Raw genomic sequence first — 23686 nt, 5'->3', positions numbered from 1 at the left:
GGTGGGGATGATCGGAAGCCATCACTTAAATAAAAGCTAAAGCTCACTGAAACTTATGAATGAACCGGTGGTTAACGGGTATAATTGGTTCAGAGAAAAAGTGGGGGGATTTGAAGATGAAACAGATTGACCGGGGGACGCTTGCAATTGGCCTTTTGTTGCTACTTCTGATTGTCGGGGCTAATCAAGCGCTGATGAGCTTTCGGTATGGCGGCACGGTGCACACCGTAAGGGTGGTCGGAAAGCCGGTAAGTTCCTTTCCGGTTTCATTACCAGGGAGCGTGACGGGAACGGGTTATGAATATCGGGCAGTAGATGCTAGTCATCACGGGGCAAAGCGCACGCTTCGGTTTAAAACCAATCCAGATCAACAACTAAAGTTTAAGGCTGGCGACCGCGTTAAGCTGACAGTGAGTCACCGGTATGGCGTGACAACGTACGCACCAGTAAAGTAAAAAGCAGTTTCTGAGATTTTTTAAACTCAGAAACTGCTTTTTCATTGCCGTTAAACGGACCGTTTGATTTTTGCTACAAGCACCCGGGTCCCCATGCTTAAAATAATCAGGGGGAGGAGGGTCACCGGCCAGCAACTACCGATGAGCCAATAGCCAACACTGCCCCATAATTGAATTTTGGCCGATAAAAGTTCCTCATGATCATGGGCCGATAGCTGATCATAATGACGAATGACCAAGCGGAACAGCCGATACTGTAAGAAGTTAACGATCACTAGGACTAGCGAGAAAAAGAAGACCACTAATTGTGACAGCGGGTAGCCGTTGAACCAGGCAGTGGTAAATGGAATGAGAGCGATGGCAGCTAAATAATAGAGGTTCGTGACAAGGAGTGGGTTGGGAAGCTTTGTTAGCTGCGTGAAAATTTCTTGGTGAAAGAGCCAGTATTGACAAACGACTGAAAAGCTCACCAAGTAAATAATAATTTGACGGGCAAGCACCTGCAAGGCGGTGCTGGTTAAGGCATGTGGCACCTGAATGTTGAGCACCATAATGGTTAAGACAACGGCAAAAATCCCGTCTGAAAGCGCACGGGTTCGCTCCAACGAATTTTTAAACATAAACTGGCTCCCTTATTAAGATAAAAAAGACCACGACGCGTCATATAAACGTCATGGTCATCTTAAGCCTGCTAGTGGTTTCTGTCACTGAAATGTTGAGTGATGGATGGGGAATACGGGGGGCAAGATGGCGTAAGACTAATAAGCAGGTCGTGTGAAACTGATAACCTCTATTCATGATAGAGGGCACAATAACTTATTTAATGCGCCAAATCATGGCTCAGTGAGGTGGTTTCACTTGAAACAAAAGGAGAAGTGATGTTTAATGGTTTAAAAATCCAAACGGATGGTGGTGAGCAATAACATGATTGAGGGTCATTTAAGTACGGACTTCGATGCTTCCGGGCCGTTTCTAACCGCACTTGGGGATGAAAAACGCCAGAAAATTATTATTAGTCTGTTGCAAGCAACAACGTGTGAAGGGCTGCAAGTAAGTGATTTAACGAAGGTTACCGGATTATCGCGACCAGCGGTTTCGTATCACTTAAGGATCCTCCGGGCCGCTAAAATCATTGACTATCGGACTAAGGGAACGAAAAACTTCTATTACTTTGTGCATGAAACGACAGAAATTGAAAAATTACAGCACCTGCTCAATGACGTTGTGCAGGCGATGACAACAAATGGAGAAGCAGACAAATGAAAAAAGTCTTGGTTGTGGAAACAAACACGCAGCAGTACGGGGCGGTGAACGAACCGACCGGTCTGTGGCTAGGCGAAAGTGCGGAGTTCGTTGATGAAATGCAAAAGGCCGGTGTGGCCGTTGATTATGTGAGTCCGCTTGGCGGGTTCGTCCCGTTGGATCCACGGAGCATGAAGTACGTTGACACGAGCATTATGGGCATTTATGAGGATGATGATTTTATTGAACGGGGATTGAAAAATACGCTAGCACCGGCAGCCGTTGATCCTGATGACTACGTGGCAATCTACTATACCGGTGGTCACGGGGTGATGTGGGACTTTCCGGACAATCCCGAGTTACAGGCACTTGCCGCCGCTATTTATAAAAATAATGGTTATGTGATGTCCGTGTGTCATGGAATCGCAGGCCTTTTTAACATTAAGGATGAGCACGGACAAAATGTAATCTCAGGTAAGACGATTACGGGCTTCACCGCCACGGAAGAATTGATTGCTGGTAAACGGAAAGTTGTGCCATTTTTGAATCGCGACATGGCCGTGAGTCGTAATGCAACCTTTAAGCAAAAGTGGTTTTATGCTGATTATGCTGTGCAAGACGACCGGCTCATTACGGGCCAGAACCCATTTTCTGTTCGGTCTGTGGCCAAATTGTTCCTGAATGCAGTAGGTCAGTTAAATTAATGCTAATGATTACTTTATACCGAGATTTAAAAAGATTATTAACTCGATCCTGTTAGGCCAAGAAAAATCAGGTAGACTAGTGAGTGTTAAGGATTGTTATGGTAAATTCAATGGAAATTAGGTAGTCAATCATGCTTCTATTTTTAAGCCTTATTCTCCTTCCCTTTTTATGTGCACTGGTGGCCTGGCTGTGCATCGACGTGATTAGTGGCGTGGTAAGTCGGTCTGAACAACTGACGCGTTTCGGAGTTGACTTTGGTTCATGGATGAAAAAACAGCGGTTCTGGATGGGTGCCTTGTTCCTTGCAACTGGCGTGTTCGGAATGGATCAGATGGGCCGATTTTATCTTTTTAATGGGGCCTACTTTTGGTATGTATTGTTAAGCTTTGGTCTGTACTTGTTGCTTTTTATTGTCCCGTTAGGCGCGGTGAGTTTACCGTTTCAAACGGCGTCAACGTTAAAACGACAAGCCGGGCTAAATTACTGTATCATTGGTTTCACCTTGCTTTGGGTGGTTATGTTGGCGATGCAAACAGATCCCTTTGTGTACCTTGATGAAGGTGGTGTTGCGAGGAAAAGCGTTAACTTGGTGTGGAAAAATCTGGCGCTGGCAGGCATGATTGTGAATTTTATTTTGCAGGCGGGCTATTTGTTGAGTTCTAAACTTGCGAATGATCGCCACGTGCTGATGGATCAGTGGGGCCCACGTTTACATCAATTTTTTAAACGGCTGACGTTGAAGCCGGCAATGACGCGTTATGGTGCACAACCACCGCGAAAACAATTCACCATAGGACTATGGCTGATGCTGGTTGGCATGATTATTGGAATGATGATTTTCAATTTGCTAAGCCAAATCGGCGTAGCCCTAAGTCTATGTTTGTTCCTTCAAATAAACTTGATCATCTTAGCGTATTTAGGACGGTTCCTTTTGAAGCCGACCAAACGTGGATGGGTAACGCGGTTGAAGCGGTTAGTTTATTGGGGGCTAATGATGGGCTACTGGCTGATGGTGTTAATGATCGGGATGATTTGGATGGGTTCTACTGTCCTAATGGCGGTGATTTTTATGGTGATCATCGGTTGCCAGGCAACGCTCTATTACCGGGCTTGGAAGCAGTTCAGGCGTGAGCGTCGGAAGACGAGCGAGGCTGCTGACGTTTAGGGACGATTAATTGTCTTTGAATCGGACAAATTAATTGATGGCGAGATTGATGTATGATAGTTTGACGGTATTAATGAAAGGAAGTGTCCATGATGCCAAAAATGATTTTTGTTAATTTGCCAGTTACAGATTTAGCACGGTCCATTAGTTTCTATGAAGCGTTGGGATTTAAACGCAATCCAACGTTTTCAAGTGAGTTTGCAAGCACGATGGTCTGGGACGAAACGATTATGTTTGAGCTGTTAACACCGGACTTTTACAAGAAATTCATTGGTGAAAAGAACATCATTGACGGTAAGACGACAAGTGGTGCGCTTATCTCCTTGAGCATGGATAGTGCCGATGAAGTCCGGGCCTTTGCGAACGCGGCCCAGGCAAACGGTGGCCATTACTTCCACGTTGATACGGGGATGCCAGAAGAGCAAATGTTTGGCTTAGAAGTTGTTGATCCTGATGGGAATCAATTGGAGCCAACGTGGATGGATGTTGACATGGTCAATTAAGCGATTGCCATGGTTTGAAAACCAGGTGCTAATTAAAAAACATCAATCGCAAATTTTGATCAGTTTAAGTCAAGTCGATACTGAACCCCTGTCAATAATTGAGGCAATGGGGCACGGTGTTCCAGCTCTCAGTTATCGATATTCTTATGGCCCAGAGGAACTGATCAGAGATGGCCAAAATGGCTATTTGTGCCATCAAAGCAGTGAGGACGATGAATCACTATAAACCTTATCGGAAACGAGCTATACTGAGTGAAGCCGGTTCAGTGCAGATAAAATTCTAGATAAGTGGAAAGATTTGCTAGAATTATAGTCGGTTGAACCGTTTTACCAACTGGTAAAACACGGGACCAAATAACCTTTAAATAACGACCTGATGCGGTATTCAACCGAAATCAGGTCGTTTTTTAGTGAACCAAAAAGACCTGCGCTCAGTTAAATACTGAGAACAGGCCATTGCCTAGAATCAAAAGCAAATTTGGCTAACCTTTTTAATGATCAAGATAAATTTTTATGAATGTCTGTCGCGTGCCCACGAGATTCGTTAAAATGAACTTACAGACGTTCGGACAGCTCATTGCTTGCTGGCGTCCTAGCTGGAATGGGATGTCCGTTTATCTAATGGCCAGAACATTGCTCAAGGGGATCAGATAATAAAAAAGTTAACCGCAAAGGTGATTAGCAAACGATTTAACCCCTATCCCAGCGGGTAGTAAGCGATCAGAGGCACTTGCTACCTTTCCGTGGCGTTAGGCAATGGACTTGTTCCATCGTTTAAACGGATTCTTTAAAGTGTTGAATCAATCAGCTGGAGGAAAAACATGGAAGACATTACTGACAATCAAGCCGCTTCGTACGGGGTCTTCTCTCATCATCAAAAGATGGATAATGGTGAGTTGCGCTTTCGACTACAATTTGCGGATGGAACGAGTTATATCCGGACGGAAGGAACAGCCACAGGGGCATGGCAGAATAGCCATAAGCACCAAGCCGTTCATGAGATGTTTATTGTTCAAACGGGGTGGATCGTATTTGTTGAGTTGGTCGATCACGTCCCGATTTTTAAACGGTATTCAGCTGGTGACTATTTCACGACGACACCAGGTTATGCCCACAATATGTATGTAAGTGCTGACATGATCATTCAGTGTGTTAAATATGGCACGGCTCTAAAGGAAACTAGTGATTGGATTGCCGCACCAGATTTAGACGAGTTAACTAAAAAACTAAGCGAACGAGATTTACTAACGAAAGTCGCCCGCAACTACGGTATATAGGGATAGCTTAGTTGGGGAATATAAGTCGGAGGTCCAAAGATTTATGAAAGATGATTCCGATATTCAATTGGCAAATAAGATTGTGAAAGAGATTTGTTATACAGAACTTGTTTACGGAAGGGTTAATTAAGAAGTTAAATGCTGAATTGGATAGAAAACAGATTGAGGAGCTTGTTAGAAAAAGTGTACTGAGTTCTGACAAGATCGAGCGACACGGGAAAAACTATTATGTTTATAACGGATCTGCAAAAATCGAAATCACGATCAATGCAAATAACTATCGAGTAATTACAGTGAATAAATATATTGAAAATAACTAAACGCAATACTAGTCTTTTGCTATGTGGTACTGGCTGCTGTAGAGGCTAATGCTTTTTCACGAGTGAGAGAAACTTGTATGAATGTGTAGCGTCTAACCACCAACTTGGGTAAAATGAATTTTACAGACGTTCAGTCAGCTCATTACTTGCTGGCGTCCTAGCTGGTCCAGTGTTACTCGTCCTCATCTTCATCCACTTCCTAGTAAAGGGGTGAGGACTGATGACACTCAGATTAAGGAGTTTGTGGGGATGTGATACAGCTTGCTGTGTCCGTCTATGTCCTCGCCAAGGCAACGGTTTTGTTTGCCAAGACGTACGACATAATAAAAAAAGCTAACCGCATTTAGCGATTAGCTTTACCCAATAACACTTATCCCAGCGGGTAGTAAGTGCCGTACACACTCGCTACCTTTCTATGGCGATATTATATCAGGTTTTGCCTGTTAGGCAATAACTTATATTTGGGGATGTCACTCGAGGACATCCTTTTTTGATTAAACACGATGAAAAATTGGCTAAATAAGCACGTTAATATAATAGGAACGGTCTATTATCGAATTTTGTGGACCAACTCATTCTTAAATAAAAAACGTCTCAATGCTGATATAACAGCACTGAGACAACCTCATAGAACTTATCAATTGGGTATACTGGATTCGAACCAGTACATTACGGATTCAGAGTCCGCTGCCTTACCAATTTGGCTAATACCCAATAATTCATTTAAAGTCGTAAATCTGCCAAGCAAACGCCCGGGTGACTTCAAATCACCCCACCGGGGATCGAACCCGGAACTCCGCCTTGAGAGGGCGACGTCTTAACCAATTTGACCATGGGGCAAATTTACTTAATTAAGTATACGGTACTGACAAAAATTGTCAACGCTATTTCAGGATAAAACCGTCATTTAGTGAAAATAATTCTTTTACCGGAAGAACTGCCGCACTAAATCATTGCTGAGGCATTAAAAAACGGCGACCTTGCCCATAATGACAAGGTCGCCGCTTATGCAATTATGCTTCTGGATCTTTAACCACCATGACGTTAACGGTGGCGTTTCGAACTACATAACCCGTTGTTGAGCCAAGAAGGGCCCGTTCAAACGCGTTTGTTCCGGTTGCACCAATCACAATTAAATCAATTTCATACTTTTCCGGAATGGTCTTTGCAATGGTTGGCTTTGGAATCCCAGAACTGACGAGCGACTTGATCTTAGTGAATCCGGTCTCGGCAATGGTCTTTTCAGCCAAACGTTGGGTATAGGCCTTTGCGTGCTCTGTGACTTGTCCGGCAAGATCTTCCACGGGGTATTGGGGGGCCGAGTACAAGGGCGCAACGACTTCAAGCAGGTAGACTTCTGCATCGGTAAGTTTTGCGATGGACACGGCTTCTGCGAGTGCCAATTTGGCGTTATCTGATTCGTCGGTTGGCACTAAAATACGTTTAGGTGTGAATGACATGGAAATAGCCTCCGTTTCAAAATGATGTATTAAACCTCTAAATCATTTATACCACGAATGCATGTTAAAGCGATGGTTATCTGCTTCTCAAACGAAACGGTATCTATGCTGTCAAGATTTGGCAAAATTCAACGATTTCGCCGTTGGGGCCCTGAATGTTGAAATAGCGGATGCCGTGGTCCCAGAAGGGGAGGGCTTGCACCGTTTGATCAGTTAAGGTTAAGCCGGCTTCCTTCACTGCGGCAAAGGAGGCGTCGATATCCGTACTGTTTATCGAAATGTGATTGATGGCGCCAGCCACCATGGGTGTTGTGGGCATGGTCCATGTTTCAATGACAAGGTGGTTAAGTTGCATGAATGCAACCTGACCGTCACCGTTAGCGAACTGGCCGCTTTTTGTGAAGCCCAGGGTGGTCCAAAAAGCGATGGTGCCGGGGAGGTCAGTGGTGGGAACCCCAATGTGTTGAACATCGGTAATCGAATCAGCAATTTTCATGAGAAAGATCCTTTCATTAATGGCGTGGTGTTAGCCTTGGTGAGCTGGGGTGACAGGCGTCGTTGTCGTTGTTTCAGTCCCAACATCAACGGCTTGATGTTTAAGGTGAGGGAAAACATAGCGATCAGCCAAACCAGTAATGCCGCCCTGAAACAGGAAGGCAAAGAGGGTGCCAAGGCCAAAGTTTGTAAACTGCCGGGTGATGGCAAAGGCGATGATGGCCATTAGGGTTGGTGGAATGTATGAGGCCCACATCGCAACGTTGGCGTTCCCATGACAGTACTTGAAGCGGAGGATTTGCATTAAATCATCTGCGGGGTGCAACACGAGGTTGACGCGTTGGTAAAGAGAGATGGCGATGGCGATGAGGACAACGCCCAAGAAGTTTAAAATGACGTACAGACTGGTCATGCCAATGCCGTGCGCAGTTGAGAGCCCGGTAAAGATGTTTGCGTAAACACCATTAAAGAAGTCAGCAAATACTTGAATCAGTGCGGAAAACGGCACCATGAAAATCAGGTTACCAAGGGCCCGCCACCATTCCCATTTACCAACCAAGATGGCGTTTAAAACGGTGGTCAACATCCCAAAAATAAGGAAGGCCCAGAAAAGGTTCCAGTGAATGGCGTTACCAAGGTTGACCTCGGCAGCCGTCCAGTAGGCTGAGCCCATAAACGATGGGTGAATCTTAGCGCTGGTCACAAGCGTGAGCACGTTTCCGGCGGCGTTAATGACGAGTGATAAAACAAAGAAACCGATGGCACTGACCATTGAGATGGAGCGGCCAGATTGATGTGTTTGTTTCATGAGTGGAGTCCTTTCTTAGTGACGATGAGGTTAGGCCTGAAGTTCTCTAAGGGCCAGCGCAAAGTTTCCCAAGGTGGCGGAACCGTTGTGCTTAATAGCTGGCATTGTGATGTAGTCGTTGAGGTCGCCAACGGCCACATAATCATTCAGCAGGTCGGTAAATTGGGCCCGAACCTTATCCAAGAAGGCGTCACTAACGACACCACCGCCAAAAATAATCTTGCCGGGCCGCAACGTTAAGGTGACTTGAATGGCAGCTTGGGCAACGTAATAGGCCATGATATCCCACACATGATCAGTCAGTGGAACGTTCTTGCCGGGTTTTCCCGTCCGCACGTCAAATGTTGGCCCCGCAACCAGGCCTTCTAAACAGTCACCGTGAAATGGACAGATACCGGCGAAGTCCAGGTCATCTGGATGGCGTTTGAGGCGAACGTGGCCCATTTCGGGGTGCCCCAGTTCACCGACGAAATCCCCGTTGATGATGGCGCCAGCGCCAACACCGGTCCCAATGGTGTAGTACACCAGGGAATTAACCCGTTCGTTGGTCAGCGTTGCCATGACGTATTCGCCGTACGCAGATCCATTAACGTCCGTTGTCCAGTACATGGGGATGTCAAAGGCGTCCTTCAAGGCACCAATGAAATCAGTGTCTGCCCAACCCGGTTTTGGCGTGTTAGTGATGTACCCGTAGTGAGGATCGTTTCGCCGAAGTTCGATGGGGCCGAATGATGCAACGCTTAAAGCTTCAATATCAAACTGTTTGAAGTAGTCGATGGTGCGTTTGAGCGTTTCTTCTGGTGTTGTGGTGGGAAAATTAATTATGTCCTTCGTCCGGTAATTTTCATCCCCGACGGCGCAAACAAATTTAGTTCCTCCAGCTTCAATGCTTCCTAATAACATGGCGACGTGTCCTTTCATGGTGCGTAAGTTTTTATTTTGTGTTTTTTGTAAGCGATTACATAATTTATCCTACGGCGAGACTAGTGGCAGAACAATGGGTTATGAGAAATTTGACGTGTCGAGTCACTTTGTGAAGAAAGCCCGTAATCCCTGGTGTGGTGAGGGTTAACGGAAAGTCGTCGTCGTTTTATGAAAGTAGCTGTGTGGTGAAAAGGCAGAAGACAAACGTTTGTCTTTGAAACTGACTTGGCACGCATGAAAACAATGGCGGATGTTTCATAAATTGATGTAAAGTCCTGATGGAACAGGGGGTGACTGTCATTAAATAAAAAAACCGTTCCCCTGATAAGCAGGGTAACGATCGAATGGATTTAGTGATTGGGATGGTGTTCATGAAACGTCACGGGGAACCGGGTTGTTGAAACGGGGGCCTCTGGATGCGCGATGCGATCGAAAAGGGTGGTGACCGCGACGTGACCGAGCTGGTAGGTTGATTGTTGGGCAGCAATCAAATCAACATTAAGATAGTCAAACCATGCGAGGTAATCAAATGTACCGAGTTGAAGTGGAGCCGCTTGATGTGTAGACGCGGTGAGGGTCTTCAACACCTGGCCCAAAATGACGCTATCTGCGATGACAAGGCCGTCCACATGTTCAGTTTGGCGGAGCTCATTAACGATCCGGGCGGTTGTCTCTGGGGTGTAGTCCGTGTGACGAATCAAATTTCTTTTGACGGAAAGGCCGTGATTTTTAAGGGCAGTACGATAGCCGGTTTCGCGTTCGGCAGCCGAAAAGGCAACGGCACTGCCGATGAAGCCCAGCCTTGATGTACCAGCGTCGAGTAAGCGGGTGGTTAATGCGGTTGCTGCCGGGACGTTATCGGTTAACACGGCGTCATAGCGGGCAATGGAGGCGGCGTTTGGGACCCGATCCACAAAAACGGTGGGGGCCGCCTGGGTAAGCGCGTCATAATTGGCGATGCCGCCGGTGCTAACAATGATGAGACCATCCACCATTTGCCCGGTCAACGACTGTAAGATCCGCGTTTCCTTTTCCGGCTGTTCGTCTGTGTTAAACAGAATCATGTGGGTGTTTGCCCGGAGAAGTTCATCACTAATGCCACGGAGGACTTCGGTGAAGTAAGGATTTAAAATGTTACTGATGACAACGCCAACCGTATTGGTGCGCTGGTTTCGGATGCTTTGTGCCAGGACGTTTGGTTGATAGTGGAGTTCTTTAGCCACCGCTTGAACGTGACGGCGTGTGGCCGCCGTGACCCGAGAACTGTTATGAAGTGCGCGTGAGACTGTCGACGGCGCAAGGCCAGTGTGAGCAGCAATGTCTGCTAACGTAACGTGTTTAGCCATGAAGCGACCTTTCTTTGGATGATGGTGAGTGGCATTAATGGTGAACTAACAGTTGCCACTCGAGCCAAAGCCAGATGGCAAAGAGGATGGCAAGGTAGGCCCCGCAGGCCCAAAACGCGATAATAACGATGATTGATGGGGTCATTAAGCGAATGATGAGGAGCAAGATGGCCAGGACGGTGGCAATCACAAAGCGTTGGCGAACCTGGTCGAGATGATCATGCAGTGCTTTTTGTGACATGGGTAAACCTCCAAACATGAGTTAGAATCGTAAAAAAGGGTAACTTTTAGACATGAAGCGTTTCTTGCTGTGGATGATTGCTACACTTAGAATAACGAAGTCCAGGAGGGTAACCATGCGACAGTATCAAAAAACACAGCGATTAATAAACGCGTTGGTCGAACAACACATTATGCCCGGGGCAAGCTATGCCCTAATCGATGGTGAGGACGTGATGACCCATACGGTGGGAAATGCCTCTTGGTGGCCTGAAGTGACGCCATTGACTGCCGGAATGCTGTATGATGTGGCTTCCTTGACGAAGGTGGTGGGGACCACGACGGCGTTAATGCATCTCGTTGAACAACACGTTTTGACCGTTGATGAGCCATTGTCCCGGTTTGTTCCTGCGTGGCATGACGACCGGGTAACGCTCCGTGACTTATTGACGCACACGTCCGCCATTGCTGGTTACATTCCCCACCGAAACGAACTGCCAGCGGATCAATTAACGGCGGCCCTCCTAAAGCTGCCGGTGGGTGAGACGTTTGAAGTCCGTGATCATTATACGGACATTGGTCTGATTTTTATTGGTTGGGTCCTGGAGGCTGTTTATCAGCAACCTGTCCAAACAATTATGACACAAACCGTCTTAGAACCGCTAGGCATGACAACGGCAACCTTTACACCAGCGCCAGCCCTGTGCGTGCCAACAACGTTAACGCCCACCGGGGTACTGCGTGGCCGGGTGCATGATCCGAAAGCGGCCATTTTGGGACAGCACTGTGGGTCCGCCGGGCTTTTTGCCTCGTTAGCGGATCTAACAACGTTTGCACGGTGGTTTTTGGGTGAGGATGATTGTGTGCTGACACCTGCAACCCGTGACCTATTGGCGACGGACCAAACGCCGCACCGCAACCTCGGCCGATCACTTGGGTGGAACTTACTGGCTGCAAGCACGCCGGATCATCTGGTGTCCTTTCACACGGGTTTTACGGGAACCATTTTGATCTTGGACCGGATGACGCACCAAGGCCTTGTGTTACTGACCAACCGGGTGCACCCAACGCAACAAAATCACCGGTTTATTGAACGGCGTCCCAAACTCTACCGAACGTTTTTGGATGAAGTGAGTGAAAAATAGTTTAGGCGGTCAAGCACTGTGCTACACTATTAACCGTAATGTAACGGCTTACAAAGTGAAGAAGGAGTGCACATAATGACTGAACCAATGTTTATGATTCCGGTGTTTCATGAAAAAATTTGGGGCGGAACGGGCCTTCATGACCGGTTTGGCTATGAAATTCCAACGGACCACACCGGGGAAGCGTGGGCCATTTCGGCACATCCCCATGGCCCGGCAACCATCGTTAACGGAGAATTTAAGGGGCAGTCGTTAGACACGATCTGGGCAACCCGCCGCGATGTGTTTGGTAACGCCACGGGGGATGTTTTCCCACTGCTGACCAAGATTTTGGATGCCCACGAGGATCTTTCCGTCCAGGTTCATCCAGATAATGCATATGCTGAGGCACATGAACATGAATTGGGGAAGACGGAATGCTGGTACGTGATTGCGGCGGAACCTGGTGCCAAGCTTTATTACGGACATAATGCAACGACCAGAGCGGAATTGGCCGATTGGATCGAGCATGATCAGTGGGACAAGCTGTTCCGAACGGTTCCGGTTAAAGCCGGGGACTTCTTCTACGTGCCAAGTGGAACGATCCACGCCCTCGGAGCCGGCGTCATGGTTTTAGAGACCCAGCAAAGTTCTGACACCACATACCGTGTGTATGATTGGGATCGTGAGGACGCTAAGGGCCGGAAACGGCCACTCCATAAACAACAAAGTATTGACGTCACAACGGTGCCACATGTTGACCCTAAGCTAGCTGTGGAAAAAACGGTGGTGGGTGACGCGGTCATTAAAAAGTTTGTGTCGTCTGATTTCTTTGCTGTTTACGAATGGAAGACAAACGGTGACGAACTGCACTTTACACGTGGCAAGGCGCCATATACGTTGGCCTCCGTTCTCAATGGACGTGGCGAATTACTGGTTCCTGGTGAAACACCATACACGTTGACGAAGGGGATGCACTTTATCTTGCCGTTTGACGTTAAGGAATGGACAGTGCGCGGCGATGTGCAAATTATTGCCAGTGAACCCGGACAACAGGCCTAACGTCAGTTTAGTCAGAAAATGAACGTAAAAAGCAGCCCCTTTCCAGAAAACGGAAAGGGGCTGCTTTAATTTACATAAATGTGATTAAAAGGTTGCTGGAATAACCATGGCATCCTGTTCACTGAAGTCTTGCTCTGGATACTTGCGTCTTAAGGCGGCCACAAGCAGGTGTTTAGCGATGTCACCGTTACGGGTCAAAATCGGTCCGTGGAAGTAGGTGCCATAAACGTTTTTGTAGTGAACACCCTCGGTGCCATCAGCACCGTTGTTACCAGCACCTTCGGAAACAACACCCAGTGGGGCTTCGTCATCGCCAAGGAAAGTCATCCCCTGGTGGTTTTCAAACCCATGGTACGTTTCACCGGTTTGGTCATCCTTGATGATGGTGTCCCCGATGAACCGGTGATCCTTTTGGTTAGTGGTGTAGTGACTCATGGATTTCGTTCCCATGATGCGTTCGCCGTCAGCGCCAATGTAGTACTGACCGAGCAACTGAAAACCACCACAGATGGCTAATGTAGGACCACCGTCCTCAATGAAATCAGTGATTGCAGCGGCTTTTGACGGGAGGTCACGCGCTACGATCGTTTGTTCAAAGTCCTGACCACCACCGAAGAAAATAATGTCGGTGGCTGCGGGATCAAACGTGTCGCCCAAGCTGACTAACTCTGTGTGAATGGTGACGTTCATTTGTTTTGCATAGTAGTTCATGGCGAGAATGTTACCAACGTCGCCATACGTATTCATCAAATCGCCGTATAAATGGGCGATAGTTAATTCGTAAGCTGCCATTAAGCACCCATCCCTTCTTTAATGAGGCCTTCACTGGCCCACAGTTTCCGGAGTTGCAAAATTGCGGTGTACGTTGCTAAAACATAAACTTTATCCGTCGGCAATTGCTGGATCTTCTTCGTGACTTCACCAAGATCTGGTTCGGTCAGCGGGTGATCGACACCAGCAACTTGAAGCCGGAAGGTGATGTCTTTGTAACGTTCACCACCAGTCATAAACGCCTTGATCTTCGGATGCTCACCTTGACCGGCAGCCCCCAGCTTTTCAAACTCGCCGTCCCAGATCCAGCTCGTATCGATCCCATCCGCATAGTTAGCGTTTAACAGACCGACAAATGAAAAGTCAGCTGGTTCCGTCAAAATCATGTCGATGACTTGGTTCACGCCAACGGGGTTCTTGATCAGAATGAGGGTAACGTCTTTATTACCGACGTGGACAACTTCCTGACGGCCAAAGACCCGTTCGTCGCTGGTAAAGGCGGCGCGAATTTGTGCAGGGCTAACGTCCAAGAACCGACCAACTGCGTAAGCAGCGAGGGCGTTGTAGATATTATACAAGCCACCGATGCCAATGTTAAATGATTCGCCATCAAGGTCGAACGCGGATGAGGTTGGGGTCATTGCCCCAAGCTTTGTGACCGCATAGGTTAATGCGGGCCGCTCGAAGCCACAGTTAGGACAGAAGTAGTCCCCAAGGTTTCCGTAGGTCATGAAGTGGTAGTGCAAGACGTGTTCACAGTTGGGACAAAGGATCCCATCCGTGTTTGTTGGGGCTAACATGTCACCCTTTGGAAGGTGGTTAAACCCGTAAAAAATCTTTGGGTTTGGGAGGTCAACAGAATTAAACAACTGAGCGTCACCGTTAGCGATGATGGTTGCTTCCGGTGCCAGTTTGACCCCATCAAGGATTTTTTTGTACGTCGTGTAGATTTCCCCGTAACGGTCCATTTGGTCCCGGAAAATGTTGGTGAAGACAAAGGCGATCGGCTTAATGTACTGTGTGACCTTAATGACGTTGGCTTCATCAACTTCTAAAACGGCCAGTGGCCGTGAGCCGTGAGCCCGTTTAGCGTGCAGAAAGGTGCCGACGATACCTTGTTCCATGTTTGAACCAGTTGGGTTGGTTAACACATCATCGTACTTTTCGCGGAGGACCCGCACGGTTAGTGCCGTGGTTAGGGTCTTCCCGTTGGTACCCGTGATCACGATAACATCATAATTTTTGCCGAGCGTCTTTAGGAGCTCGGGGTCGATGCGGGTCGCTAGCTTACCAGGTAGTGAGGACCCGCCGTGGAGAAACGTGTGTAAAAACCAGTATGAAGATTTGCCAACTGCTGTGGCGATCCCGCTTCGTAATGACATGAAAAGACTCCTTTAATTCTGTTAATTAACTTTAAGTAGTTTAGCACAAGTTGTGGAATCCGGGTGCCCTAGCGCTCACCTTTAAGGGTGCGTTAACAAATTGCCGTGAGAATGACGGTGGCAATCGTCATTTTACAAGGTTTTTGTGCGCGTCCCTGTTCAAGTATTCATGCATTCGGTATAATAGTAAGGATTAAAAACAGGTGGAGGACAGCACATGTCACAGTTATTTTTTCGTTACGGTGCAATGAACTCTGGGAAGACAATCGAGATTTTAAAGGTTGCTCATAACTATGAGGAGCAGGGAAAGTCTGTCATTATCATGACCAGTGCATTAGATACGCGTGATGGCGAGGGTTACGTTTCAAGTCGAATTGGGCTGAAACGGGCCGCTAACACAATCACTGGCGAGATGAACGTCTTTGAAGAAGTGAAAAAAATTGATCCAGCGGCGTCATGTGTCCTCGTGGATGAGGCCCAGTTTTTGCAAAAGCACCACATCATCGAGTTGACGCACGTTGTGGATGAATTGCACATTCCGGTGATGGCGTTTGGGCTAAAAAATGACTTTCGTAATGAGCTGTTCGAAGGGTCAAAGTACCTCCTGTTGTACGCGGACAAAATTGAAGAAATGAAAACGATCTGCTGGTTCTGTGAGAAAAAGGCGATTATGAACCTGCGTTTTCACGATGACCGGCCCGTTTACGAAGGTGAACAGGTCCAAATCGGGGGGAATGAAAGTTATTACCCAGTGTGTCGGGAACACTACTTCAATCCGCCGTTGAACCGATCGGTAAAGTAACCGCTATTTCGTGAGTTGAGGAGACAAGAACGTTTATGGATGAGATGTTTGACAAATTACAGGCGGTCGCTGATCGCTACGAAGAACTGAATGAATTAATGAGTGATCCGGAAGTAATCTCAGATTCTGAACGTTTCATGAAGCTGTCAAAAGAAGAAGGAAGCATTCGTGAAACGGTGGAAAAGTACCGTCGTTATCGGAAGGTCGTCGACGAAATCAACGATGACAATGAGATGCTACGCGAAAAGCTCGATTCAGAAATGGAAGAACTAACCAAGCAAGAATTAAAGGAACTGGAAGCAGATAAGGCAACGTTGGAGCAGGAGATTACGGTGTTGATGCTGCCAAAGGATCCAAACGATGATAAGAACATCATCATGGAAATCCATGGTGCCGCTGGTGGTGACGAAGCCAGTCTGTTTGCAGCGGACCTCTTTAACATGTACACCCGGTATGCTGAAAAGCAGGGGTGGGATGTTGAAATCATTGATGAAAATGCGACTGAAGTCGGTGGTTTCAAAGAAATCGTCATCATGATCTCTGGCGATAAGGTTTACTCCAAACTGAAATTTGAAAATGGGGCGCACCGGGTTCAGCGGGTCCCAGTAACGGAATCAGCTGGACGGGTCCACACGAGTACCGCCACAGTTGGTGTGATGCCAGAATACGAAGATGTTGACATTGATTTAGAAGCCAAGGATATTCGGACAGATGTGTTCCGGTCCTCCGGTGCGGGTGGTCAACATATTAACAAGACGAGTTCAGCGGTGCGGATGACCCACTTGCCAACCGGAATTGTCGTGTCCATGCAAGATCAACGGTCACAACAGCAAAACCGGGTCAAGGCGATGGAAATTCTGAAGCAGCGGGTCTATGACTACTACGCTTCACGGGAACAAAACGAGTACGACGAACAACGGAAGTCTGCCGTTGGGACGGGTGACCGGTCTGAACGAATTCGGACGTACAACTTCCCCCAAAACCGGGTGACTGATCACCGGATCAACTTAACGTTAAATAAGCTGGACCGGGTCATGAACGGTGAACTTGATGACATTATTGACGCACTGTTGCTGAACGAACAAGCCCAAAAGATGGAAGAGCTGAACAATGGCTAATCCAACGATGTTAGAAGCCCAGCAATGGGCTTCTTCTTGTTTTACCGGAACTTCAGCAGGCGCTGATCCACAATTAGCAGAAACATTAATGATGGACCTTTTTAACTGGCGGCGCACACAACTCTTGATGCAACTTCGAGAATCGTTAACGGACGATCAGTGGACCACATATCAACAGGCTGTTCACCGGATTGCTAATGGGGAACCAGAACAATACATTACCGGCCATGCCATGTTTTACGGGCACGACTTTTCGGTGAGCCCGGCGGTATTGATTCCACGGCCAGAAACAGAAGAATTGGTCGAGTGGTTATTAAATGACTGTCCAGAAAGTGACAGACCACAGACCGTGGTGGATGTGGGGACCGGGAGTGGTGCGTTAGCCATTGCCACAGCGTTAGCGCGGCCTACATGGCACGTTACGGGCACTGATATTAGTGACGAGGCAATTGCAGTGGCAAAACACAACGGGGCCGCACTGGGTGCATCCGTGTCATGGGTGACGGGGGATCTATACGCCCCCATCACTGACCAGCGGTTCGACATTTTGTTAAGTAACCCACCGTACATTAGCGAAGCGGAACGGCCGTTAATGGATGAGAGCGTCATTTCATATGAGCCACATGGCGCACTGTTTGCGGATGAAGATGGATTAGCGCTGTATCGTCGGTTGGCAGCCGGGTTGGCAGAACACCTCACAACGTACGGCCGGGCCTACTTTGAGATTGGTTATGCACAGGGGCCGGCAGTTGTGACGTTAATGCAACAGGCAATGCCATCCGCCACGGTGACCTTAAAGCAGGACATTACAGGCCATGACCGGATGGTTCGGGTTACGTTGGGGTAAAGGAGACGTTAATAATGGAAACAACAATTTTTTCAAAGCAGGAGTTACCTGCCGCTGCGGCAGCGCTTCGTGCCGGGCAACTGGTGGCTTTTCCCACAGAAACGGTGTACGGCCTGGGAGCGGATGCATTCAATGAGGCCGCAGTTAAACAGGTTTATGCAGCGAAAGGGCGGCCGAGTGATAACCCGCTGATTGTGCACGTTGCAGACATTGCAACGGTAACGGCACTAACGGAACCACTGTCAGACGCTGCGTTAGCACTGATGGATGCGTTTTGGCCAGGCTCGCTGACAATGATTTTTAAGTTGAAACCGGGTGCTCTCTCAAAAGCAGTGACGGGTGGATTATCGACCGCTGCCTTTCGGTTTCCGGCAAACGACACAACGTTAGCCTTGATTAAGGAACTGGGGCGGCCCATGGTTGGCCCGTCTGCCAACACATCCGGTAAACCAAGTCCCACAACGGCCCAACATGTCTACCACGATCTTCAAGGAAAAATTGCCGGCATTGTTGACGATGGGCCAACCACGGTTGGTGTTGAGTCAACGGTTCTTGACATGTCAACGGGTCACCCGGCAATTTTGCGGCCTGGCGCGGTGACCCCTGAGCAGATCGAGGCGGTGATTCATGAGCCGGTTGCCACGGAGCTACACAAAGTTGGCGCAAAAGAAACGCCAAAGGCACCGGGGATGAAGTATAAACATTACGCACCAGCGGCCCAGGTGGAAATCGTGAACGACGGTGACTGGGAGGCGGCACTGGCGTGGGCAGCTAAGCAGGATGGTCCGGTTGGTTTGATGGCCACCACAGGGCGGTTAGACGGGCTGGCCATTCCCGCAAATGTGGAAATTTTTCCATTGGGGAGTAACGTTGCCGGGGCAAGCCACGCACTGTTTGCCGGCTTGCGGCATTTTGATGATGAAGGTGCCGTTCACAACATCTTGGCGGAAGGCTTTGCTGAATCTGGTCTCGGATTGGCATACATGAACCGGTTAAAAAAAGCGGCCGGCAACGTGTTCTTCTCGTCCACGATGGCATAAATGGTAAAATTACGCGTCGATTTCTCAATTGAGAAGTCGGCGTTTTTATTTTGGTGCGAAACCAAATGACGGTGGTCACTAGATTTAAAACAGTTCCTGATTGCCATAAGAAATCATGATGGGGTAAACTTGGCGTAATAAAACGTTAGCAAACGAAAATGACGGAGGGTTGCCAATGACTAGTGAAGATTACCGGACGGTCGATCCAGATTTATGGAACGCAATTAACAATGAAGGGACACGGCAGCAAACGACAATTGAATTAATCGCATCAGAAAACATCGTTTCAGATGCTGTTCGAGCAGCACAGGGATCGGTGCTGACCAATAAGTATGCGGAAGGGTATCCTGGGCACCGGTACTACGGTGGTTGTGAATACATTGATGTTGTGGAGCAACTGGCCATTGACCGGGCAAAACAACTGTTTGGCGCAGAATATGCTAACGTCCAGCCTCATTCTGGGTCCCAAGCGAACATGGCCGCCTACATGGCGTTGATCAAGCCAGGCGACGTGGTGCTTGGTATGTCGCTGGATGACGGGGGCCATCTAACCCACGGTTCCAAGGTGAACTTCAGTGGGAAGACGTACACGTTTTACGGTTACCATGTCGACCCAACGACGGACCGGCTGGATTACGATGCCATTTTAAAACAGGCGCAGACGGTTAAACCTCAATTGATTGTGGCCGGGGCATCGGCGTACAGTCGGGAGATCGATTTTAAGGCCTTTCGTGACATCGCAGATGCAGTGGGCGCTAAACTGATGGTCGACATGGCTCACATTGCGGGGCTAGTGGCAACGGGGCTTCACGTTAGTCCGTTGCCGTATGCGGACGTTGTGACGTCCACAACGCATAAAACGCTGCGGGGACCTCGTGGTGGCTTGATCCTTGCAAAGGCGGCCTATGCAAAGAAATTAAATTCGGCAGTGTTCCCAGGTACCCAGGGTGGGCCATTAGAACACGTGATTGCCGGAAAGGCCGCGGCGTTTGGCGAGGCGTTACAGCCAACGTTTAAAACATATGCTGAGCAGATCATTAAAAATGCTAAAGCAATGGCCGCGGTTTTTGAAGCTGACCCAGACGTTCGGGTGCTCACGGGTGGTACCGATAATCATTTAATGACACTGGACCTGACCCACACTTCACTGACAGGGGCGGCGCTCCAAGATTTATTGGATGGGGCGCACATTACAACGAACAAGGAAGCCATTCCAAATGATCCAGAGGGCCCGCGGGTGACGTCTGGATTGCGGGTGGGAACACCAGCAATAACCACCAGAGGGTTTAACGAAGAAGACTGTGAACAGGTTGCGAACTTGATTTTAACGATGATTCACCATCCAGAAGATGCCGCCGTCGCTGAACAAGTGTTAGCGGCGGTCACGACGTTAACTGCTGCCCACCCAATTAATGTGAATTAATTGCAGATAGGCCTCGCGTTTGAAGGGGAAATCGTCTAAAATTGAGAGCAGAATATAAAAGGAGTGTGGCATCCCATGGGGAAGTTTCAAGTTCTTGATCATCCGTTAATTCAGCATAAGTTAACCATCATTCGTAACCAGGACACTGGGACCAAGGTGTTCCGTGAAGTGGTCAACGAAATCTCAACGCTAATGGCATATGAGGTTTCACGTGACATGCCGTTGGAAGACGTTTCCGTCACAACCCCCGTTGCCACAACGACAAAGCGGCAGCTGGCCGGGAAGAAGTTGGCAATTGTGCCAATTCTTCGTGCTGGTTTAGGCATGGTTGACGGGTTCTTGAACTTGATTCCGGCTGCTAAGGTCGGCCACATCGGAATGTATCGGGATGAAGAAACCCTGCAACCAGTGGAATACTTTGTGAAGATGCCAGCTGACATTGATCAACGCCAGATTTTTGTGGTTGACCCAATGTTAGCGACCGGTGGTTCAGCCATCATGGCAATCGATGCTTTAAAACAACGTGGCGCAAATAACTTTAAGTTTATGTGTTTAGTGGCCGCACCAGAGGGTGTAAAAGCTTTACAAAAGGCCCACCCAGATGTGGACATTTACACAGCTGCACTGGATGAAAAGCTTAATGAAGATGGCTACATTGTCCCTGGATTAGGGGACGCTGGTGACCGGTTATTCGGGACCAAGTAATTGAAAACAGGTTGTCATTGTGAGTAATCGCGCTGATAGCCTGTTTTTTTGCACGCACTAATGGCGTTGGTTCAGGGTTTGACGTGAAAAAATTAACCGTTCGTAAAAAAGAATCTTCCTATAATATAAACAGTTAAATTGGTAGCAGGTGGGCGAATCCGTTTAGACGATCAATGATTAATCAAATGAAAATTATTTTCTCACAGTTGATGGTAACGGTTTCAAACGATATAAAACCTTGTGGCAGTAAGAATGAGAAGTCAATTTGATTCCTGAAATTCTTTTGCGAATGCATTTCAATGGTGGTATCATGTTTTTGTATTTTGAACAGCAGGGGCCTGGTTTGTTGTGGCCATTATGGCGACAATTGGGCTGGTTCACAATATTGCAAGACAACTAAGGTTACGAAAAGAGGTGATATTTAGTGGATTCCTTCCAATTTTTGGGGCTGACTTTTCACACTGCCAACGTCATTTCTGTGACAATTGCGTTTGCCCTAGTGTTCTTCTTTATTTTCTTTCTTTCAAGAAAGATCGCGATGAAGCCGACGGGTGGACAAAACATCTTGGAATGGGTGATTGATTTTACGAACGGAATTGTTCGTGGGCAATTACCTGGACGTGATGGCGGTCAGTTAGGACTATTTGCATTTACGCTCTTCTTATTTGTATTCTTTGCTAACCAGATGGGCTTGTTCCTTCAGGTGGCGGTAAACGGTACGGAGTACGTTAAGAGTCCAACGGCTGACCCTGTAATGACACTAACAATGGCTATGGTTACACTTGCGTTAGCGCATTTCTTGGGTGTTGTGAAGTACGGTTTTGGTGGTTATGTATCAAATTCTTACTTAAAGCCATTTGCGGCGTTACTACCAATTAACCTCGTCGAAGAATTCACGAACTTGTTAACGTTAGCTTTGCGGCTATACGGGAACATCTTCGCTGGTGAAACGTTACTTAAATTGATCGGAGGGCTAGCATTTTCACATGGTCTTCCAACCATCATTGTGGCGTTACCACTCGAGATTGCTTGGCAGGGATTCTCGGTATTTATCGGGGCAATCCAAGCCTATGTTTTTGTAACCTTAAGCACGGTATACATTTCTCGGAAAGTTACAGCTGAGGAATAAAAAATTTTTAGGAGGATTCAATATTATGGGAGCAATTGCTGCTGGGATCGCCGCTGCTGCGGCTGCCATCGGTGCCGGAATCGGTGACGGGATGGTTATTTCCAAGACCTTGGATGGGATGGCTCGTCAGCCAGAACTATCAGGTCAACTGCGTGGAACGATGTTCATTGGTGTTGGTTTGATCGAAGCCATGCCAATCATTTCAATCGTTATTGCCTTCTTAGTTATGAACAAGTAGTTTTTGACTAAGAACAACTAAATTCTGACAAGGGAGGTGCCAATAGATGTTTTCACCATTAGTAATGGCGGCTGAAAAGGGTTTCGATTACGGAGACATGCTTTTCTACATGGTCGCTTTCGTGTTACTGATGTGGCTCGTCAAGGTTTTCGCATGGAAACCAGTGACGAAGATGATGAATGAACGGGCGACTAAAATCGCTGACGACATTGATTCCGCTGAAAAGTCACGTGCCGATGCTGCTGATTTAGCAACACAACGCCGCGACGCACTCGCAAACTCGCACCAAGAAGCAGCAACCATTGTGGCTGATGCCAAAACAACGGGGAACGAGCAACGTGATCAAATCATCGCCCAGGCTCAGACTGATGCTCAATCATTGCGCGAACACGCAACGGCTGACATTGATCAAGAACGCCAGGACGCCTTAGTTAGTGCACGTAAAGACGTGGCTGATTTATCTATTGAGATTGCTTCCAAGATCATTCACAAGCAATTGAATGCCGATGATCAAAAGGCATTGATTGATTCTTATATCGAAGGGTTGGGAAAAGATGACCAAACTCGCTAAAACACAAGTTGCGCGTCGTTACGGCCGTGCCATGTTTGACGCTGCCAGCGATCGTCAGCAACTAGAGTCTGTTTATGACGAGCTCATCCAAGTCCAAGGTGTTTTTCAATCCGTTCCTACGTTAGGCACGGTTTTGACAGGTGCTGGCTTACAGAACCCTGAGAAAGAAGCCCTCTTGAAGCCTTTGCTGGACGCGGCTAGTCCGCTCGTCCATAATTTCTTGCAAATGCTTTTCGACTACGGCCGGTTGAATGACACGGTCGCAATCATTGATGAGTTCAAACGACTCTATGATGAACAAAACCAAACTGTTTATGCTGATGTGACCACTGCTGTTGCGCTTAGTGATGAGCAGCAACAGCGGTTAGCCGCTAGCATTGCTAACCGTGTGGGTGCCAAAACAGTGCACGTGAACCAGCTTGTTGATCCTGAAATTGTTGGTGGCGTTATCGTCAACAGCAACAACACGGTGATCGATGGTTCGATTCGCACACAGTTAGCTCATATCCGTCAAGCATTGACGCGATAAAATTCTTTGCAAAGAGGTGAAATCCG

General features: G+C 47.7%; 29 protein-coding genes and 2 tRNA genes. 20 read left to right on the top strand and 11 right to left on the bottom strand.

The features are described from left to right. Positions 1-116 precede the first annotated feature (116 nt). A complete protein-coding gene (locus ACRYI5_RS04145; protein WP_448224384.1) occupies positions 117-455 on the top strand; it encodes a hypothetical protein in 339 nt (112 codons plus the stop codon). 50 nt (positions 456-505) lie between these two features. Here ACRYI5_RS04145 and ACRYI5_RS04140 read toward each other — a convergent pair whose 3' ends face one another. After that, a complete protein-coding gene (locus ACRYI5_RS04140; RefSeq protein ID WP_407880619.1) occupies positions 506-1075 on the bottom strand; it encodes a TMEM175 family protein in 570 nt (189 codons plus the stop codon). A gap of 304 nt (positions 1076-1379) precedes the next feature. Between ACRYI5_RS04140 and ACRYI5_RS04135 the strand changes: the two genes are divergently transcribed. The 7 genes from ACRYI5_RS04135 to ACRYI5_RS04105 all read left to right on the top strand — a co-directional run bounded on the left by ACRYI5_RS04135 (position 1380) and on the right by ACRYI5_RS04105 (position 5667). Then, positions 1380-1718, top strand: a complete 339-nt coding sequence (locus tag ACRYI5_RS04135; RefSeq protein WP_448224383.1) for an ArsR/SmtB family transcription factor — start codon at positions 1380-1382, stop codon at positions 1716-1718. Beyond that, positions 1715-2401 (top strand): type 1 glutamine amidotransferase domain-containing protein, encoded by a 687-nt coding sequence (locus tag ACRYI5_RS04130; protein WP_448224382.1) that lies wholly within the window; start codon positions 1715-1717, stop codon positions 2399-2401. The genes ACRYI5_RS04135 and ACRYI5_RS04130 overlap by 4 nt, the downstream gene beginning before the upstream one ends. 131 nt (positions 2402-2532) lie before the next feature. Continuing rightward, positions 2533-3567, top strand: a complete 1035-nt coding sequence (locus ACRYI5_RS04125; RefSeq protein WP_448224381.1) for a hypothetical protein — start codon at positions 2533-2535, stop codon at positions 3565-3567. Positions 3568-3659: 92 nt separating this feature from the next. Next, complete coding sequence (locus ACRYI5_RS04120) at positions 3660-4070, top strand: VOC family protein (protein WP_448224380.1); 411 nt, start codon at positions 3660-3662, stop codon at positions 4068-4070. Then, positions 4021-4296, top strand: a complete 276-nt coding sequence (locus ACRYI5_RS04115; protein ID WP_448224379.1) for a glycosyltransferase — start codon at positions 4021-4023, stop codon at positions 4294-4296. Before ACRYI5_RS04120 ends, ACRYI5_RS04115 begins: the two co-directional genes overlap by 50 nt. 595 nt (positions 4297-4891) lie before the next feature. After that, a complete protein-coding gene (locus ACRYI5_RS04110; RefSeq protein ID WP_448224378.1) occupies positions 4892-5347 on the top strand; it encodes a hypothetical protein in 456 nt (151 codons plus the stop codon). A 107-nt stretch (positions 5348-5454) separates the two neighbouring features. Further along, positions 5455-5667, top strand: coding sequence for a DUF3781 domain-containing protein (locus tag ACRYI5_RS04105; RefSeq protein WP_448224377.1), 213 nt, complete (start codon positions 5455-5457; stop codon positions 5665-5667). Between the two features lie 641 nt (positions 5668-6308). Here the strand turns inward: ACRYI5_RS04105 and ACRYI5_RS04100 are convergent. The 8 genes from ACRYI5_RS04100 to ACRYI5_RS04065 all read right to left on the bottom strand — a co-directional run bounded on the left by ACRYI5_RS04100 (position 6309) and on the right by ACRYI5_RS04065 (position 10941). Next, positions 6309-6381 (bottom strand) — tRNA-Gln (locus ACRYI5_RS04100). A gap of 53 nt (positions 6382-6434) precedes the next feature. After that, positions 6435-6507: transfer RNA gene (locus ACRYI5_RS04095), tRNA-Glu, on the bottom strand. 173 nt (positions 6508-6680) lie between these two features. Continuing rightward, positions 6681-7127 carry a universal stress protein gene (locus tag ACRYI5_RS04090; protein WP_407880607.1) on the bottom strand — a complete coding sequence of 149 codons (447 nt, stop codon included), beginning with the start codon at positions 7125-7127 and terminating at the stop codon, positions 6681-6683. A gap of 103 nt (positions 7128-7230) precedes the next feature. Continuing rightward, positions 7231-7623 carry a VOC family protein gene (locus tag ACRYI5_RS04085; protein WP_448224376.1) on the bottom strand — a complete coding sequence of 131 codons (393 nt, stop codon included), beginning with the start codon at positions 7621-7623 and terminating at the stop codon, positions 7231-7233. A 30-nt stretch (positions 7624-7653) separates the two neighbouring features. Next, entirely contained in the window at positions 7654-8430 is a 777-nt protein-coding gene (locus ACRYI5_RS04080) for a fructose permease (protein WP_448224375.1), read from the bottom strand. Positions 8431-8460: 30 nt separating this feature from the next. After that, positions 8461-9333, bottom strand: a complete 873-nt coding sequence (gene scrK / locus ACRYI5_RS04075; protein WP_448224374.1) for a fructokinase ScrK — start codon at positions 9331-9333, stop codon at positions 8461-8463. Positions 9334-9704: 371 nt separating this feature from the next. Then, complete coding sequence (locus ACRYI5_RS04070) at positions 9705-10700, bottom strand: LacI family DNA-binding transcriptional regulator (RefSeq protein ID WP_448224373.1); 996 nt, start codon at positions 10698-10700, stop codon at positions 9705-9707. Positions 10701-10734: 34 nt separating this feature from the next. After that, positions 10735-10941 carry a hypothetical protein gene (locus ACRYI5_RS04065; protein ID WP_407880598.1) on the bottom strand — a complete coding sequence of 69 codons (207 nt, stop codon included), beginning with the start codon at positions 10939-10941 and terminating at the stop codon, positions 10735-10737. A 115-nt stretch (positions 10942-11056) separates the two neighbouring features. On the opposite strand from ACRYI5_RS04065, the gene ACRYI5_RS04060 reads away from it, so the two are divergent. Then, positions 11057-12064 (top strand): serine hydrolase domain-containing protein, encoded by a 1008-nt coding sequence (locus tag ACRYI5_RS04060; protein WP_448224372.1) that lies wholly within the window; start codon positions 11057-11059, stop codon positions 12062-12064. A gap of 75 nt (positions 12065-12139) precedes the next feature. Further along, on the top strand, positions 12140-13105 hold the full coding sequence (gene manA, locus ACRYI5_RS04055; protein WP_448224371.1) for a mannose-6-phosphate isomerase, class I: 966 nt from the start codon (positions 12140-12142) through the stop codon (positions 13103-13105). Positions 13106-13189: 84 nt separating this feature from the next. On the opposite strand, the gene ACRYI5_RS04050 is transcribed toward manA, so the two are convergent. Together ACRYI5_RS04050 and ACRYI5_RS04045 are read right to left on the bottom strand one after the other, a co-directional pair. After that, a complete protein-coding gene (locus ACRYI5_RS04050) occupies positions 13190-13897 on the bottom strand; it encodes a type 1 glutamine amidotransferase (RefSeq protein ID WP_407880594.1) in 708 nt (235 codons plus the stop codon). Continuing rightward, complete coding sequence (locus ACRYI5_RS04045) at positions 13897-15258, bottom strand: MurT ligase domain-containing protein (protein ID WP_448224370.1); 1362 nt, start codon at positions 15256-15258, stop codon at positions 13897-13899. The genes ACRYI5_RS04050 and ACRYI5_RS04045 overlap by 1 nt, the downstream gene beginning before the upstream one ends. 217 nt (positions 15259-15475) lie before the next feature. Between ACRYI5_RS04045 and ACRYI5_RS04040 the strand changes: the two genes are divergently transcribed. From ACRYI5_RS04040 to atpH, 10 genes are all read left to right on the top strand, one after another. Further along, positions 15476-16060, top strand: coding sequence for a thymidine kinase (locus ACRYI5_RS04040; protein WP_407880591.1), 585 nt, complete (start codon positions 15476-15478; stop codon positions 16058-16060). A gap of 35 nt (positions 16061-16095) precedes the next feature. Further along, the gene (gene prfA, locus ACRYI5_RS04035; protein ID WP_448224369.1) at positions 16096-17178 is read left to right on the top strand and encodes a peptide chain release factor 1; all 1083 of its coding nucleotides are present in this window, start codon (positions 16096-16098) and stop codon (positions 17176-17178) included. Further along, the gene (gene prmC / locus ACRYI5_RS04030) at positions 17171-18025 is read left to right on the top strand and encodes a peptide chain release factor N(5)-glutamine methyltransferase (protein WP_448224368.1); all 855 of its coding nucleotides are present in this window, start codon (positions 17171-17173) and stop codon (positions 18023-18025) included. Before prfA ends, prmC begins: the two co-directional genes overlap by 8 nt. 14 nt (positions 18026-18039) lie before the next feature. Beyond that, positions 18040-19065 (top strand): L-threonylcarbamoyladenylate synthase, encoded by a 1026-nt coding sequence (locus ACRYI5_RS04025; protein ID WP_448224367.1) that lies wholly within the window; start codon positions 18040-18042, stop codon positions 19063-19065. A gap of 175 nt (positions 19066-19240) precedes the next feature. After that, complete coding sequence (gene glyA, locus ACRYI5_RS04020; protein WP_448224366.1) at positions 19241-20488, top strand: serine hydroxymethyltransferase; 1248 nt, start codon at positions 19241-19243, stop codon at positions 20486-20488. A 75-nt stretch (positions 20489-20563) separates the two neighbouring features. Further along, entirely contained in the window at positions 20564-21193 is a 630-nt protein-coding gene (gene upp, locus ACRYI5_RS04015; protein ID WP_448224365.1) for a uracil phosphoribosyltransferase, read from the top strand. 424 nt (positions 21194-21617) lie between these two features. Beyond that, a complete protein-coding gene (gene atpB, locus ACRYI5_RS04010; RefSeq protein WP_407880581.1) occupies positions 21618-22322 on the top strand; it encodes a F0F1 ATP synthase subunit A in 705 nt (234 codons plus the stop codon). 25 nt (positions 22323-22347) lie between these two features. Continuing rightward, positions 22348-22560: a F0F1 ATP synthase subunit C gene (atpE, locus tag ACRYI5_RS04005; protein WP_407880580.1), complete on the top strand. Its 213-nt coding sequence runs from the start codon at positions 22348-22350 to the stop codon at positions 22558-22560. Between the two features lie 46 nt (positions 22561-22606). Continuing rightward, positions 22607-23131, top strand: a complete 525-nt coding sequence (gene atpF, locus ACRYI5_RS04000; RefSeq protein ID WP_407880578.1) for a F0F1 ATP synthase subunit B — start codon at positions 22607-22609, stop codon at positions 23129-23131. Then, entirely contained in the window at positions 23115-23660 is a 546-nt protein-coding gene (gene atpH, locus ACRYI5_RS03995) for an ATP synthase F1 subunit delta (RefSeq protein ID WP_407880577.1), read from the top strand. Before atpF ends, atpH begins: the two co-directional genes overlap by 17 nt. Positions 23661-23686 lie beyond the last annotated feature (26 nt).

The organism is Furfurilactobacillus sp. WILCCON 0119, from assembly GCF_053471565.1.
The sequence above is the reverse complement of the archived record's forward strand: the minus strand, read 5'-3'. Positions and strand labels throughout refer to the sequence as shown.

Coding starts and splice junctions, on each gene's coding strand:
- ACRYI5_RS04140 (WP_407880619.1), bottom strand. CDS start 1,075: ATGTTTAAAAATTCGTTGGAGCGAACCCGTGCGCTTTCAGACGGGATT.
- ACRYI5_RS04060 (WP_448224372.1), top strand. CDS start 11,057: ATGCGACAGTATCAAAAAACACAGCGATTAATAAACGCGTTGGTCGAA.
- scrK (WP_448224374.1), bottom strand. CDS start 9,333: ATGTTATTAGGAAGCATTGAAGCTGGAGGAACTAAATTTGTTTGCGCC.
- ACRYI5_RS04145 (WP_448224384.1), top strand. CDS start 117: ATGAAACAGATTGACCGGGGGACGCTTGCAATTGGCCTTTTGTTGCTA.
- atpF (WP_407880578.1), top strand. CDS start 22,607: ATGTTTTCACCATTAGTAATGGCGGCTGAAAAGGGTTTCGATTACGGA.
- ACRYI5_RS04110 (WP_448224378.1), top strand. CDS start 4,892: ATGGAAGACATTACTGACAATCAAGCCGCTTCGTACGGGGTCTTCTCT.
- ACRYI5_RS04125 (WP_448224381.1), top strand. CDS start 2,533: ATGCTTCTATTTTTAAGCCTTATTCTCCTTCCCTTTTTATGTGCACTG.
- ACRYI5_RS04090 (WP_407880607.1), bottom strand. CDS start 7,127: ATGTCATTCACACCTAAACGTATTTTAGTGCCAACCGACGAATCAGAT.
- ACRYI5_RS04130 (WP_448224382.1), top strand. CDS start 1,715: ATGAAAAAAGTCTTGGTTGTGGAAACAAACACGCAGCAGTACGGGGCG.
- ACRYI5_RS04115 (WP_448224379.1), top strand. CDS start 4,021: ATGGGAATCAATTGGAGCCAACGTGGATGGATGTTGACATGGTCAATT.
- prfA (WP_448224369.1), top strand. CDS start 16,096: ATGGATGAGATGTTTGACAAATTACAGGCGGTCGCTGATCGCTACGAA.
- ACRYI5_RS04050 (WP_407880594.1), bottom strand. CDS start 13,897: ATGGCAGCTTACGAATTAACTATCGCCCATTTATACGGCGATTTGATG.
- glyA (WP_448224366.1), top strand. CDS start 19,241: ATGACTAGTGAAGATTACCGGACGGTCGATCCAGATTTATGGAACGCA.
- atpE (WP_407880580.1), top strand. CDS start 22,348: ATGGGAGCAATTGCTGCTGGGATCGCCGCTGCTGCGGCTGCCATCGGT.
- ACRYI5_RS04085 (WP_448224376.1), bottom strand. CDS start 7,623: ATGAAAATTGCTGATTCGATTACCGATGTTCAACACATTGGGGTTCCC.
- ACRYI5_RS04065 (WP_407880598.1), bottom strand. CDS start 10,941: ATGTCACAAAAAGCACTGCATGATCATCTCGACCAGGTTCGCCAACGC.
- manA (WP_448224371.1), top strand. CDS start 12,140: ATGACTGAACCAATGTTTATGATTCCGGTGTTTCATGAAAAAATTTGG.
- upp (WP_448224365.1), top strand. CDS start 20,564: ATGGGGAAGTTTCAAGTTCTTGATCATCCGTTAATTCAGCATAAGTTA.
- prmC (WP_448224368.1), top strand. CDS start 17,171: ATGGCTAATCCAACGATGTTAGAAGCCCAGCAATGGGCTTCTTCTTGT.
- atpH (WP_407880577.1), top strand. CDS start 23,115: ATGACCAAACTCGCTAAAACACAAGTTGCGCGTCGTTACGGCCGTGCC.
- ACRYI5_RS04040 (WP_407880591.1), top strand. CDS start 15,476: ATGTCACAGTTATTTTTTCGTTACGGTGCAATGAACTCTGGGAAGACA.
- ACRYI5_RS04045 (WP_448224370.1), bottom strand. CDS start 15,258: ATGTCATTACGAAGCGGGATCGCCACAGCAGTTGGCAAATCTTCATAC.
- ACRYI5_RS04070 (WP_448224373.1), bottom strand. CDS start 10,700: ATGGCTAAACACGTTACGTTAGCAGACATTGCTGCTCACACTGGCCTT.
- ACRYI5_RS04080 (WP_448224375.1), bottom strand. CDS start 8,430: ATGAAACAAACACATCAATCTGGCCGCTCCATCTCAATGGTCAGTGCC.
- ACRYI5_RS04135 (WP_448224383.1), top strand. CDS start 1,380: ATGATTGAGGGTCATTTAAGTACGGACTTCGATGCTTCCGGGCCGTTT.
- ACRYI5_RS04120 (WP_448224380.1), top strand. CDS start 3,660: ATGCCAAAAATGATTTTTGTTAATTTGCCAGTTACAGATTTAGCACGG.
- ACRYI5_RS04025 (WP_448224367.1), top strand. CDS start 18,040: ATGGAAACAACAATTTTTTCAAAGCAGGAGTTACCTGCCGCTGCGGCA.